The organism is Chryseobacterium pyrolae (assembly GCF_025153485.1).
GTDB classification, from domain to species: Bacteria; Bacteroidota; Bacteroidia; order Flavobacteriales; family Weeksellaceae; genus Chryseobacterium; species Chryseobacterium antibioticum.
Genome location: NZ_JANZQH010000003.1, coordinates 23103 through 36764, shown reverse-complemented (window position 1 = coordinate 36764; position 13662 = coordinate 23103). Strand labels below are relative to the sequence as shown.

Below are 13662 nucleotides of genomic sequence, written 5' to 3'. Positions count from 1 at the left end.
ACAAATAAAGCCATTATATAACCATTAATATCAGGTTATACTATTTCTTCAATAATTACATTCCAGCCTAAATCTCCAACAATCAAAATAATACAATGTAAATCAATCAATTAAATAAAAACACTCAATTACTTGGCAAAACATAATACTATCTTTTACATTGGTATGATTTTTAGTACTACATTTGTATAAATTTTCAGGTATGAAAACAAACCAACAAACTATAAATCAAGCGAATCATAAAATAAATTGGTTCCAGAAGTTTCTGATGGTATGCTCCGGAGGAAACATTCATATTTTAAGAAAGACTCCAAGTGAATGGAATAAATTTTCTGGAATTGGAGGAATTGTATTGTTTACCGCAGTCTTTGCAACCCTATCTGCTGGATACGCCATGTATACGGTATTTGATAATGTCTGGACTTCCGTAGGATTTGGTATTCTTTGGGGATTAATGATCTTCAATCTGGATCGTTATATTGTTTCCTCTATCAAAAAAACAGGAACATGGTGGAATCAGATTTTGATGGCTGTTCCGCGTCTGATTTTAGCGACGTTTTTAGGAATCATTATTTCAAAACCTTTAGAGCTTAAAATTTTTGAAAAAGAAGTCAATAAGCAGTTAAATACCATTATTCAACGAAATAAAAAACAACTTCAGGGTGAAATGAGCGGCAGAATTTTACAGCAAAGCGGACCGTTTGAAACAGAAAAAAAGCAGATTGCTGAAAAGACAGTACAATATCAAAAGGCATATGACTCAGCTGCTGTAGAACTTGAAAAAGAAATCCTTGGAAAACAGTCAGGGTTAACGAGTGGAAAAGAGGGTTATGGTCCCAACGCAAAACGTAAGCAGGAATTAAAGGAACAGCGACGTCTGGATCTGGAAAATTTCCAGAAGCAAAATGCACCGAGAGTTGAATATTTAGATAAAGAAATCTCTAAAGTTTATACGAATCTGGAAACTGAAAGGAAATCGTCAGAAACTTTTGAGGATAAATTTAACGGATTTGCGGCAAGGCTGCAGGCCTTGGATGAACTTGGAAAAAACTCAGCAATCATTGGATTGGCAGCAGCTTTTATCATGGGACTTTTTATCTGTCTTGAGATTTCTCCGGTCCTGGTGAAATTAATTTCCCATGTAGGACCTTATGATCACCTGTTAGAAAAGACAGAAAATGATTTCAGGCTTTATTCTAAAGAAAAAATTGAAAAAGGAAATGCCCTGACTGATTTCAGAATTGACGATTTTAAGGATAATTTAAAAAAATAGCGTATTTTTCACGCATGATTATTGATAAAGAAGAGATCCAGAAGAAAAAGAAAAAGCTGGACGACTGCAAAGCATTCCTGAAAAAAGAATTCATCGGAATCGATAAGATTATTGATGATTTAATGGAATATATCCAGATCTGGTACCTGATGCCTGAAATCCTGACACGTCCCGTGGTGATCAATCTATGGGGAATGACAGGCGTAGGAAAAACAGATTTGGTAAGAAAAACCGTCCGGTTCCTGGAATTTCAAAACCGTTTTGTAGAGATAGAACTGAGCAACAATGATGAGACCACATGGAGCAAAAGTGTATCGGATATTTTCCAAAGCAACCGTCTCAATGATGAAAAACCCAGCATTGTACTCTTTGACGAAATCCAGCGTTTTAATACGATTGATCCTGATGGTACACCGGTACCACAGACAAAATTCACAGATTTCTGGGAACTTTTAAGCGATGGCAGATTAAGCAAAAGAGAACGTGATGATCTTGAGCACTATCTGTTCTCCTATCTTTTACGCAAAAAGGAAAACGACCGACGCAAAAAGAACGGTGAGGCAGAAATGGATGAAAATCCATATCTGAACCTTTGGGACGCGAAAGAACTGAAGAAATACCTCAGCATGGAAGATGATGTGATGAGCATCATAGACATGAAAGAGGAAGATATGATCAAGCTTATCCTTAAGAAGCAAAAGGAAAAGAAGATTTATGAGCCGATAGACTATAGCAAAATGCTGATCATCATCAGTGGAAATCTGGATGAAGCTTTTCAGATGTCCCGGGAAACGAGCGAGGCAGATATAGACGCCAATATCTATCATGCCTTTACAAAGAAAATTACCGTTGTTGATATAAAAAATGCGCTGTCGAGGAAATTTCGTCCGGAACAGGTAGCCAGATTCGGAAATATCCATCTGATTTATTTTTCATTAAAAACAGAAGATTTCCAACAACTGGTTCAAAGGGAAATAAATAACCTCAAAACGAAAACAAAGTCAAAATTCGGGATCAGTTTGAAGGTCAGTAAAAATATCAATGAACTGATTTACAGAAATGGAGTTTTTCCTGTTCAGGGAGTACGCCCCGTATTCAGTAGTGTTGTTGATATTCTGGATACGAACCTCAGCAAATTTCTCTTTGAAGCAATCATCAATGATGACAAAACCATAGAAATCGACTATCTGGTAAAAGAGAAAACCATTTCGGGAAAAGTGGGAAAACGTATCATCAGCATTCCTTATACAGGAAGGATCGACAGTATACGCCAGTCCAACCAACAGGATGCGGTGGCCAACATCAGCGTTCATGAATGCGGACATGCTATTTCGTATATGTTACACACAGGTTTTGCACCGCTACAGCTAAAGAGCAAAGTTGCCAGCAGCTATGCCGCAGGATTTACTTTTCCTCACCAGATTCATGATACCAAGGAAAGCCTTCTGGATAAAATTAAAATCTATCTGGCAGGAGGTATTGCTGAAGAAATTGTCTTTGGTGAAAATAACGCAAGTATAGGAAGAAGCCATGACAGAGAGCAGGCAACAGCTCTGGCCGCTGATTATATCAGAAAGTATGGATTCGATGAAGAGTATCAGGCCGCTTATAGCCTGGAAGATTATCCGCACCGTATGCAACATGATATCACGGATAAGAAAATAGAAAAACTGATACAGGATCTGGCCAAAAAGACAAGAGAAGATCTGATTCTTCATTTGGACCTGTTGAAAGACATGAGTATTGAGCTCAGTAAAAAAGGAAGCATGCTGCCTAAAGAGATTTATGAAACCGCCAGAAAGCATCAATTGGAGGTAAGCATAAAAGAGGAAGGTTATCTCCACATTGCAGAGTACCATAAAATGCTGAATCCATAGATTAAAAATCCAACAGAACATAAACACGCATTAATAAAATACTACCTTTCAGTTAATTATGAAAGGTTTTTTGTTTATATAATTATTTTATATAAAATATTTTATAATTTTACATTACTTAAACTAATCATCATGAAAAACTTAATTTTAGCATTTACTCTGCTTGTAAGTGGGGCATTTACGCCTTCTTTAAAAGCACAAATGGATCCTTATCTTGGACAAATAATTTTTGTTCCTTATAACAGAACTCCCGTTGGATGGGCAGACTGCAACGGCCAACTCCTGTCTATCAACCAAAACCAAGCTCTTTTCTCCTTATTAGGAACAACCTTCGGAGGAAACGGGACCACTAATTTTGCATTACCGGACATGAGGGGAAGAGCACCTATCTCCCTGGGATTGGGTATCGGTAGCACTAATAACTATGTAGTAGGCCAGACCGGAGGCAGCGAATCCGTTACTTTAACTCAACAGGAAATGCCTGCCCACTCTCATACGGTAAACGCTGTAACGAGTGAAGGAAATCAGAATACCCCAACCAACAACCTTCCTGCAGATACGAAACTTTTAGACAAGGAATATTCTGATGCAGCAGCGAATACTACCATGAAGGCTACCATGATCAACCCGGCAGGAGGAAATCAGCCTCATGAAAACAGATCTCCTTTCCTTACTCTGAGATGCATTATTGCAACGCAGGGTATTTATCCATCTTTTAATTAATAAGTTATGAAAACTCTATACTTATTAGCCTTAGCTCTTGGAAGTTCAATGGCAGCACAGACCATTACTTTCAATGGATGCCATAATTTGTTTGACAATCAGAACTTTGTTTTCACGAAAAGCGGAGTTGATGCGTACAATAAAAACATTTATATCACCACCCCCGTTGACGGACAGCCTTGTAGCGGATTAGGAAGCTGCGAGTTTAAGATCCAGTGGAACAATACCCTTACCAGATGGGAATTTCTGGCTGACTTGGGTAATGGAACTTTCGTCAATCCCAATTTGATTTATCATAATTCAACGGGAAACGGCGCCAGCTCAAAACCGCCAAGCAATACATTTGGACTATGGGTAGAAAATACGGCGATAACAAATGGTCAGTGCGGTGGTAACCTTACAGCCACTAACTCTACAATGACTGGAGATGTTAGCAGTTCTCCACTTGCAACAGCGGATGTTACAAAATCTAAAATCCAGATCTTTCCAAATCCTGTTTCAGATGTGATTCGTATTTCAGGGATCGACAACGGACAGACTGTTCAGATCTATAATGTAGACGGAAGACTTGTAAAATCTGAAGCATTTGATCAAAAGATTGATATTTCTCAGCTTTCTGCGGGAGTTTATGTTTTAAAAGTAACGACTAAAAGTTTTCAATCTCATGAATTCAAATTCGTTAAAAAATAAAAGTATAATGTTTTTATAGCATTAATTGATTATTGATATAGCCTTCAGGAATTCTGAAGGCTATTTTTTAGGAATATTTTTTGTTAGTTAAATGATATGCCATCAAGTGTTGTCTACAGTTATATTTATTTTCCGGAGACTGAGATCTTAAGAATTATCTATCAGTCCGGAGCTGTTTATGACTATCTCAAAGTACCGCTTTCTATTTCTGAAAAATTCAGAGAGGCCAGATCAAAAGGCCAGTTTTTGAACAACGTAATTAAGCGGAGGTACAGATTTATTAAAGTCAGCTGAAAACACTTCAATAAAAAATGCCCCCATGTTGGAGGCATTGAAATTTTTCTATGATAAAAAAGTTATTTAATGATCAGTTTAGAAGTTTTCACTTCTTTTCCATTGGAAATCTGAAACATATACACTCCTTTTTCAAGCTGTTGGTTTATTTTGTAAATTCCGTTTCCTTCATCAGATAAAGATGGGTTGGACACCAATCTTCCAGACATATCGGAAATAGAAACTTTTAAATCCTTACCGTTCTTAGCTTTAATAAATACGTTATCACCTGTTGCAACCGGATTAGGATAAACAACAAGATCATTATTATCTGCCTTCACCTCATTGGTTCCTAAAACGCTAACAAATTTAACTGTATAATCTTCAGCCTGTCCATATTTCAATTGCCCACAAGGAGTAATATTCAAATTCTCATCATCTACAGTTACTCTCATTCTTAATGGAGTATTAAGTACTGTAGAAGCTGGAGCCGTAAAGCTTACGTTAAAAGTACCTATTAGTGTAGTAGGATCTGCAATGATATTATCAGCTGAACCTACAAGTTCAGAAGCTTCAAAAGTTCCGTTATTATTAAAATCAATCCATGCTCTCACTTCATTATTTGAATCTGATACATTGACCTGAAGGTTATGGGTGGCCGTTGCCAGAAGCTGAGTTGATGTAGCTCTCAGACAGCTTGCTCCTGTATAGTCTTCGTAGAAATTAGCAGCATTCTGCCAATACCCCGTTGAAGCATTATTAATATTTCCTAATTTCACCAATGTTGGTCCTACAAAGTAATTACTTGGAGTTGCCAAACCACTTGGAGCACATGCAGGAATAGGTGTTCCTATAGAAGAAGCTGCAGAAGGTGCTGTCCCTCCTAGTGAAGTACTCAATGCGCCTTTCATTAAAAAGTAATAAAGAGCTGCTCTGTCATGCTGTCCATTGGTAAATTTAAATGCTTTTGGATTCGTATAATTCATCATATTATACTGTACTCCCTGATAATTGGCACCTGTACAAAGATTCATACTGTTATTGGTTGGAGCCGGATCATTAAGTAAACTTCTTGATCTTTCTGTATCGCAAACCTGATCATCATCTTTAGTACAGTCATTGTTAGTTTGTGCAGGACAGTAAGCTACATCAGTAGTTCCCTGTGGGGCATCAGCATTGGCATTACCGAAAGTATGAAGCAATCCCATACTGTGTCCAAATTCATGGGCTAAAGTAATATCATCCTGTAAAGTAACTACAAAAGATTTCATAAAAGATTCATAGGAAGAATCTGGATTTTGAGGTAATCCTGCCCATCCCATAATTCCGTACTGACCACCACCATCTACTTTATTCATAATATAGATGTTAAAATAAGAAGCTTCCGGCCAATGGGGAGCAATTGTTTTCACCTGTGCAGTTGTAACACCGTCAGTTCCTTGACGTTTTACTCCAAAACTGTCATATCCGGTAAGGGTTCCTCCATTATATCTAATAATACCGGTAGTTGCATTACAACTAGGATCTCTTTTAGCCAAAACTAATTTGATTGGCATTGTAGCTGCTACTCCAAAATCAGCAGGAACTCCCTGAGACCACTGATAAGTACCAGCATACATTGCATTACAGCGATCTAGCCATGCTTGAATTTGGACATCACTCTTATTATATGCAGATCCTATTGCAGCTCCCGTAGGTGCTATTACATGTACTACTACAGGAATTTCGTAAACTCCATTCACTGTTTTAAAAGCACTCCCATTTTTAGCAGTACTGTTCTGATTGGAGCTAACGATACGATTACGGATATTACGAATCATTTCGTCAATTTCCTGATTCTCTTTTTGGTGTCCTCGCTGTTCAGCATCAAAGTCGCACCAGTCTTTTTTTTGTTGCGCCGATACTGAAAGAGAAAACAATACAACTCCACAAAGGAAAATTTTCTTCATACTTCTACTTTTTAAATTATATATTTTATTAACGCTTTATTATTACTCTAAACAAAGTAATCACAAATACATTACACATTAGTAGGTAAAAATCATTTTTGTTACAAATATTTAATAGTTTTTTTAAAAAAAAATAACATTACAATTAAAAAACGCAACATTTAAACAAAAAAAAATAAATTAATATTAAAAATAATTAGAATAAAACTTCAAAACAAAACAGAAAACGAGAATTAAACGACAACATCCCCGCAACATGTTAAAAATTTACAGTTAGTTTAAAATAAGTATGATCTGAATATAAAAATAGGCTGCACAGATTTGTACAGCCTATTTATATATTGAGTTTTAAAATTCTAAAAAGAATAATTGGGAGCTTCCTGAGTGATGATTACATCATGCGGGTGAGACTCTTTCAATCCACTTCCGGTAATCATAACCATTTTGGTGTCTTTCTGTAAAGCTTCAATATCTTTAGCGCCACAGTATCCCATACCTGCTCTAAGACCTCCTGTAAGCTGGAAAATCACATCTTCCAATTTTCCTTTGTGTGGTACTCTTCCTTCAATTCCTTCCGGAACGAATTTTTTAGCCTCACTCTGGAAATATCTTTCTTTCCCTCCTCTTTTCATAGCGGAAAGGCTTCCCATTCCCTGATAAGACTTGAACTTTCTTCCCTGGAAAATAATTTCTTCTCCCGGAGCTTCGTCTGTTCCGGCTAAAAGTGAACCCAGCATTACTGCTCCAGCTCCACTTGCAATAGCTTTTACGATATCTCCTGAAAGCTTGATTCCTCCATCAGCAATTACGGTTACATTCTTGGAAGCTGCATATTCGTAAACATTATAAATAGCAGATAGCTGAGGAACCCCGACTCCTGCAACTACTCTCGTTGTACAGATAGAACCTGGTCCTACTCCTACTTTAAGAACATTAGCTCCAGCTTCAATAAGATCTTTCGCCGCTTCTGCTGTTACAATATTTCCTCCTACGATATCCAGATCCGGATAGGTTCTTCTGATTTCTGAAATTTTATCCAGAACTCCTTTAGAATGACCATGAGCAGAATCAATAGCTACAATGTCAACACCAGCATTAACCAATGCTGCAATTCTGTCCATTGTATCTTCTCCTACTCCTACGCCGGCTCCTACGATAAGACGTCCTTTGTGATCTTTATTCGAATTCGGATATTCCAGTTGATTGTCAATATCTTTAATCGTAATTAATCCTACAAGTTTATTGTCCTGATCTACGATCGGAAGCTTTTCAACTCTGCTTTTCAGAAGAATTTCTTTTGCTTTCTCAAGGTTGGTATTTTTATCAGAAGTGATCAGATTTTCTTTCGTCATGATCTCTTCCACCTTCATTTCAAGGTTTTCCTGATATTTTACATCTCTGTTGGTAATGATCCCAATCAGTACATTATCAGCATCTACTACAGGAAGACCGGAAATTTTATATTTAGCCATTGTTTCCTTAGCCTCGGCCAAAGTATGATCTTTTGAAAGGGTAACAGGATCAGAGATCATTCCGTTTTCGGAACGCTTTACACGATTCACCTGGGCAGCCTGCTCAGCAATCGTCATGTTTTTGTGGATGAAACCTAAACCACCAACTCTTGCCAAAGCAATCGCTAAATCTCCTTCAGTAACGGTGTCCATCGCAGCGGAAACTATCGGAACATTCAGCGTGATTTTGTCGGTAAGTCTTGATTTTAATAGTACCTGGTTAGGTAAAACTTCTGAATAAGAAGGGACTAGAAGAACGTCATCGAAAGTGATGGCTGTCTCTACAATTTTGTTATGAATAGACATCTTTACTTTCTTTGCAAAATTAGGTTATTTCGACGAGATATGAAAATCCTTTTCAATAGTTTAAATAAAATTTAATAATCAATAACTTAAATCGAAAAACCGGTCTTATAAAGAACGGTCTTTCTGTACAAAATAATTAGTGTAGTATATGAAACTACTTGTTATATCTTTGATGCAGCTTTAATCAGGAATAGAGATTACTTGTCCGTAGCTGCATTGATTACTTTTGAAATATCATCAGCTGTAAAGTTCCCTCTCACATCAACGAACACCAATTCTTTATCCGAATTGACCGTGATCATCATATTTTTGATGCTTTCGCCGTTCTGCTTGACTCTTACATTAACGTTTTCCCCATCATGTTTAATGGTTGCCCAGTCTTCAAAATCATTATCATTTAGATATTTGGAATAATCATTCAGCATGGCTTTACTCCCGTTATCTACCGTCATTACTTTTATCTTTGAGATTTTTTTGATTAATGCAATGACTTCCTCACTTTCGCCATCTTCCCTTAATGCCTTTTTGATAAACGGTTTTGCGAGAAACACCGGTACGTTGAAACTTGCAAATTTCGCCTCTTTGTAATTAAATCCTGACTGTTTAAAGAATTCCATATTAGGTCTCCCTGAAACAATGCACGACTGAAGGATAAACAAGGCTAAGATTCCTATAAAAAAGTGTATTAAAGTTTTCATGGCTGTTAATTTTTAATCTATCGGTTTCAGAGTCCCTCCGGATATTTTGCTGATATTGGCTTCAATTTCAGGTCTTCCTTTATATTTTACCAATCCTCCTGAAGAAGCTCTTACTTTAAGTCTTCTGGAAACATTCACAGAAAGGTTGGCTCCGGAGGTAGCCTCCGCTTCAAGTTCGTCTAGTTTTAGTTCATCTGCTTTACACAATGCACCGCTGCTGATGTCTATTATTCCGGAATTCGCTTTTCCTTCAATGGTTGCATTAGATCCGCTGGAAGCTTTTACCATTACAGATCCTGCCGTAACACCCAGTCTTATATTCGATCCTGAAGAAACTGCAATATCCACTGCGTTGGTGATTTTAAAGTCTCCCTTTACATTAGCTCCGGATGATGCATCAATGCTCATGCTGTTTTCCTTTATAGAATTCACCACTCTGAAATTAGCTCCAGAAGACACTTTAATGTTGTCCATTCTTGGTGAAGAAATATTAACACTTAAGTTTCTAAATTTTATATTTTTTTGCCCTTTATTATCTATATATACCTTAAGGACTCCATTTTCCACCCTTGTAATTACGTACTGAAGTTTATCGGCGTCGGCAATTACCTTCACATTCGTAGGGCTTTCCTGGTTGAAAACGACATTAACACCTGTGCTTACATTAATTCCTGAAAACTCGCTTACATTTCTAGCTTCTCCGTTTAGGTACGAAGAATTATTCTCGGTGGTAAAGCTAGTTCTTGTATTGGTTCTAGTATTAGTTTTCGTTTCGCTGGAATTGATGATCTTATTCACATCATCCATAGACAGTTTTCCATCCAGCATCACCAGGATATTCTCTCCTTTCCCTCCATCAATACTTAACAGCAGATCATCCAGTATTCCGTCTTTTGCTTCCGCAGAAAGAAATTTTATTTTTGCTCCGGAATTATTGACAGACATGATCTCGTTGTAATTCAGTGTTTTTAAATAGGATGCCACATCTTTATTGAGTTGCGACAGATGAGTCTGAACCTGAATTCCTTCTTTGGTGTTGGCTTTCTCCGGATTTTCGGTGATAAGAATTTTTAATCCGTTAATTTTAGACAGCAGCGGCTTGATCTGATCCAATTGGGAATCATCAATATTAAGACTGCTGAGCATGCCAAACATGGGTTTAGCAATTTTAATAGAGGTTACCCCTTCCACTTCCTGATATTTCTCAAAAAGCCTGTCGAACTTATCACTTTGCCCAGACACTGTAAAGAAATGGGAAAAGGCAAGTGCGAATAGTATGCATATTTTTTTCATGAGTCAATTTTTATTTTTTAAAGCTGATTACTATTGCCTGATCAGGTGCATAATCTATTTTTTTATTAATAATCGTCATCTACGACGGTTGGCTGAGCTAATTTTTCACTCACATTATTGGCAAATATCTGGAATGAATACTTAGTCACATTGATGGCTTCTTCTACATTATCGATTCTTTTGCCATTTACAATAACATAGGAATTCTGGTAGCCTGTAGAGTCTTTTGAAGCTTTATGATTAAGAGAGGAATTGTTTACAAATCTCGGCTTCACTTCTTTTTTAAGCCTTCCTCTTTTCGGCAGAATCTCATCCATAACATCTTTTTCCGCTACAGAATTCTCCTGAAATATAGAGTCTTTCTTTGCCCCGGAAATAGAATCGGTATGATTCACAGCGACCTGCTCCTGGTGGTCATTATTCTCTTCTATAAATTTTGATTTCTGTTTTAAAACCTCATTTTTCACGAATTGCTCCTTTTCAATAACCCCTGTACGGTAATCATTAATGAAAAAGCCTACGCTGAAAAGAAGGATTAAACCTGCCGCCATCCAAAACCATTTCGGGAAAGAAGGTTTATTCTTCTGGATGGGAACAATGGGAGCGTCATGACTTTCAGAGTCTCTTCCTCCACCTTCTGCTTTCTGGAGAAAATCTTCAAAGCTCCAGTCCATTTTCTCTTCCTTTATATCTTGGAAGATCTCGTTGTATTTATTCTGAAATTGATCTTTGTTCATAGCTCATCAGTTGTGATATTTGTTCTTTTACTTTTTGTCTCGCCCGCATCAGATTCACTCTTACTGCGTTTTCTTCCATTTCCAGCATTTCGGAAATTTCCGAGACTTCATATTCTTCTACATCTTTCAGATGGATAACCATTTTCTGTTTTTCCGGGAGCTGATTGATAAATCCTATAATATACTCCTTCAGATTATTGATATCCATGCTGTATAATTCTGAGCGGTGAAGCTGCAAATCTGCAAATCCCAACTTTACATCATGGTGCTTCAGCCGGTTCAGGCATTCGTTCCGGACAGACTTCAAAGCATAGGATTTTAAATTTCCAAACTTCTCCAGCTCCTCCTTCTTCTGCCAGAACTTGATCATCAGGTCCTGCACCACATCCTCTGCCTCATCACTGCTCATCACAAATCTTTTCGCAAAACGATACATCTCGTCTTTGAGAATAAACACCGTATTCTTGAAAGTTTCTTGGGTCATGAGTTTTGTTTCTATTAGTAAGACAATTAAAATCTTAATTCTATTACATGATATTATAAAAAATTGAATCTTTTTGTATTTTGCCTCCTCTGCATATTCATAAAACCCTTCTATAAAAGCGTTTCAATGATTTTTATAAAAATACCTATTTTTTTCTTTTTCTGAAAGATAATTTGAAATCTATAATCTTTCTGTTATTTTTCAGCAAAATAAATTTGAAAATTCTCAAATAGATTAAACCTTTGAGATTAATTGAAAGGATATTTTTTTCTATCCCATGGATTTCACAGACAGTACAGATTTTTTAGATTTAATGGAGCTAAAACATGAATAGTAGCGCATCATTGTCTGTGAAGATCTGTGTTATCTGTAGGAAAATAAACAAGTTTTCACATCATCAGTATCGGATAACATAAAAGCCTCCGAAATGGAGGCTTTCAATATTAATAGGTATTAAAAATATGTTTCAGTATAGACTTGTCTTCGTCCGTTAAGGGCACTTTTCTTCTTGCCATTGCCCTTTCTGCTACTTCATAGGCTTTATCCAGTTTAAATCTTTCATCATCTTTACATCCACCCCATGAGAAGTTCTCCACAAGGTTGGGTGGAAAACCCGGTTTAAATATATTGGAAGCAACGCCAATTACCGTTCCGGTATTCAATTGCGTATTGATTGCTGTTTTAGAGTGGTCTCCCATAATAAGACCGGCAAACTGAAGCCCTGTATCTTCAAAGGCTTTTGTTCTGTAATTCCATAATTTGACATGACTGTAATTATTTTTAAGGTTAGAAGAGTTGGTATCTGCCCCCAAATTACACCATTCGCCAATCACTGAGTTTCCGACAAAACCTTCGTGACCTTTGCTTGAGTAGCCAAATATGATAATGTTATTCACCTCACCACCTACTTTACAATGAGGGCCTATCGTAGTCGCTCCGTAAATTTTCGAACCTAAATTAAACTTTGAATCTTCTCCTAATGAAATAGGTCCGCGAAGATTGCAACCTTCCATCACCTCAGCATTTTTTCCGATGTAAATCTTGCCTGTTTTTGTATTAATAGTAGAAAATTCGATCTGAGCTCCTTCTTCAATAAAGAGATCTTTTTTATCACCCAAAAATCCGTTGGTAGGAGACAACTCCTGAGAGACTCTCCCTTCTGTAAGCAAGGCAAAATCAAAATCGATGGCCAGATGATTATACGTAAATAAGTCTGTAGGTTTTTTAAAAAAGACGAGTTCTTCTTTGATATCCGTCATCTTTTCGATCTGATTCAAAGAAAAACCTTTCATATTAATTTTGGCAGCGACCAGTTCATCCTCATAAACGAGTGCTTCCCCCAGCTTAAGATCCCTAATCTGTTGAATCACAGTTTCTGTAGGCAGGAAATTAGTAACCAGAAAAAGGCTTTCTTTATCTTCGGGACTTTTAAACTTATTCTGAAGATAATTTTCAGTAAAGTAAGAAACTTCGGTATTACCCAGGATTTTTTGCCATCGCTCAGAAAAAGTCAGGATTCCGCATCGCATGGCAGCAACAGGACGGGTAAAGGTAAGCGGAAGGAAATCTTCCCAATACTGGGCATCTGAAAATACTAATTGCATTGTAATAAAGAAGTTAGAGATTAGAGATTAGAAGTTAGAGACTGGAAGATGGAAGTCTTGTACTTTACATCTAATGTACAGGATCTAATTTCTGTTCAGAACAAAAATACAAAAATAGCTTGAAATAGAAATTAGATATTAGAAGTTAGAAGTTAGTTTATAAAAACCCTGATAAAAATATCTGTCTTTCTATTTTGAAAACACTCTATTTCCATTTATAAAATAAAGTATAAAATACACCCAA

General features: G+C 36.9%; 12 protein-coding genes. 5 read left to right on the top strand and 7 right to left on the bottom strand.

What is annotated here, in order from left to right; all coding sequences use genetic code 11:
- The first annotated feature begins 202 nt into the window (after positions 1–202).
- The 5 genes from NZD88_RS06950 to NZD88_RS06930 all read left to right on the top strand — a co-directional run bounded on the left by NZD88_RS06950 (position 203) and on the right by NZD88_RS06930 (position 4857).
- On the top strand, positions 203–1273 hold the full coding sequence (locus NZD88_RS06950; RefSeq protein WP_169233033.1) for a DUF4407 domain-containing protein: 1071 nt from the start codon (positions 203–205) through the stop codon (positions 1271–1273).
- Between the two features lie 14 nt (positions 1274–1287).
- Positions 1288–3150 (top strand): AAA family ATPase, encoded by a 1863-nt coding sequence (locus NZD88_RS06945; protein WP_259828408.1) that lies wholly within the window; start codon positions 1288–1290, stop codon positions 3148–3150.
- Between the two features lie 132 nt (positions 3151–3282).
- Positions 3283–3873, top strand: coding sequence for a phage tail protein (locus tag NZD88_RS06940; protein ID WP_259828407.1), 591 nt, complete (start codon positions 3283–3285; stop codon positions 3871–3873).
- A gap of 6 nt (positions 3874–3879) precedes the next feature.
- Positions 3880–4563 (top strand): T9SS type A sorting domain-containing protein, encoded by a 684-nt coding sequence (locus NZD88_RS06935; protein WP_259828406.1) that lies wholly within the window; start codon positions 3880–3882, stop codon positions 4561–4563.
- A 96-nt stretch (positions 4564–4659) separates the two neighbouring features.
- Positions 4660–4857: a KTSC domain-containing protein gene (locus tag NZD88_RS06930; RefSeq protein ID WP_259828405.1), complete on the top strand. Its 198-nt coding sequence runs from the start codon at positions 4660–4662 to the stop codon at positions 4855–4857.
- Positions 4858–4919: 62 nt separating this feature from the next.
- Here NZD88_RS06930 and NZD88_RS06925 read toward each other — a convergent pair whose 3' ends face one another.
- From NZD88_RS06925 to NZD88_RS06895, 7 genes are all read right to left on the bottom strand, one after another.
- Positions 4920–6785, bottom strand: coding sequence for a zinc-dependent metalloprotease (locus NZD88_RS06925; RefSeq protein ID WP_259828404.1), 1866 nt, complete (start codon positions 6783–6785; stop codon positions 4920–4922).
- Between the two features lie 356 nt (positions 6786–7141).
- Entirely contained in the window at positions 7142–8602 is a 1461-nt protein-coding gene (gene guaB, locus NZD88_RS06920; protein ID WP_169233038.1) for an IMP dehydrogenase, read from the bottom strand.
- Positions 8603–8799: 197 nt separating this feature from the next.
- Positions 8800–9300, bottom strand: coding sequence for a DUF4252 domain-containing protein (locus NZD88_RS06915; RefSeq protein WP_169233039.1), 501 nt, complete (start codon positions 9298–9300; stop codon positions 8800–8802).
- Positions 9301–9312: 12 nt separating this feature from the next.
- Positions 9313–10593 carry a DUF4252 domain-containing protein gene (locus tag NZD88_RS06910; protein ID WP_259828403.1) on the bottom strand — a complete coding sequence of 427 codons (1281 nt, stop codon included), beginning with the start codon at positions 10591–10593 and terminating at the stop codon, positions 9313–9315.
- A 65-nt stretch (positions 10594–10658) separates the two neighbouring features.
- Positions 10659–11330, bottom strand: a complete 672-nt coding sequence (locus tag NZD88_RS06905) for a hypothetical protein (RefSeq protein ID WP_259828402.1) — start codon at positions 11328–11330, stop codon at positions 10659–10661.
- Entirely contained in the window at positions 11305–11814 is a 510-nt protein-coding gene (locus NZD88_RS06900; RefSeq protein WP_169233041.1) for an RNA polymerase sigma factor, read from the bottom strand. Before NZD88_RS06900 ends, NZD88_RS06905 begins: the two co-directional genes overlap by 26 nt.
- Positions 11815–12257: 443 nt before the next feature.
- Positions 12258–13418: a GlmU family protein gene (locus NZD88_RS06895; protein WP_259828401.1), complete on the bottom strand. Its 1161-nt coding sequence runs from the start codon at positions 13416–13418 to the stop codon at positions 12258–12260.
- Between the last annotated feature and the right edge of the window lie 244 nt (positions 13419–13662).

Coding starts and splice junctions, on each gene's coding strand:
- NZD88_RS06905 (WP_259828402.1), bottom strand. CDS start 11,330: ATGAACAAAGATCAATTTCAGAATAAATACAACGAGATCTTCCAAGAT.
- NZD88_RS06935 (WP_259828406.1), top strand. CDS start 3,880: ATGAAAACTCTATACTTATTAGCCTTAGCTCTTGGAAGTTCAATGGCA.
- NZD88_RS06915 (WP_169233039.1), bottom strand. CDS start 9,300: ATGAAAACTTTAATACACTTTTTTATAGGAATCTTAGCCTTGTTTATC.
- NZD88_RS06900 (WP_169233041.1), bottom strand. CDS start 11,814: ATGACCCAAGAAACTTTCAAGAATACGGTGTTTATTCTCAAAGACGAG.
- NZD88_RS06925 (WP_259828404.1), bottom strand. CDS start 6,785: ATGAAGAAAATTTTCCTTTGTGGAGTTGTATTGTTTTCTCTTTCAGTA.
- NZD88_RS06945 (WP_259828408.1), top strand. CDS start 1,288: ATGATTATTGATAAAGAAGAGATCCAGAAGAAAAAGAAAAAGCTGGAC.
- guaB (WP_169233038.1), bottom strand. CDS start 8,602: ATGTCTATTCATAACAAAATTGTAGAGACAGCCATCACTTTCGATGAC.
- NZD88_RS06930 (WP_259828405.1), top strand. CDS start 4,660: ATGCCATCAAGTGTTGTCTACAGTTATATTTATTTTCCGGAGACTGAG.
- NZD88_RS06895 (WP_259828401.1), bottom strand. CDS start 13,418: ATGCAATTAGTATTTTCAGATGCCCAGTATTGGGAAGATTTCCTTCCG.
- NZD88_RS06940 (WP_259828407.1), top strand. CDS start 3,283: ATGAAAAACTTAATTTTAGCATTTACTCTGCTTGTAAGTGGGGCATTT.
- NZD88_RS06910 (WP_259828403.1), bottom strand. CDS start 10,593: ATGAAAAAAATATGCATACTATTCGCACTTGCCTTTTCCCATTTCTTT.
- NZD88_RS06950 (WP_169233033.1), top strand. CDS start 203: ATGAAAACAAACCAACAAACTATAAATCAAGCGAATCATAAAATAAAT.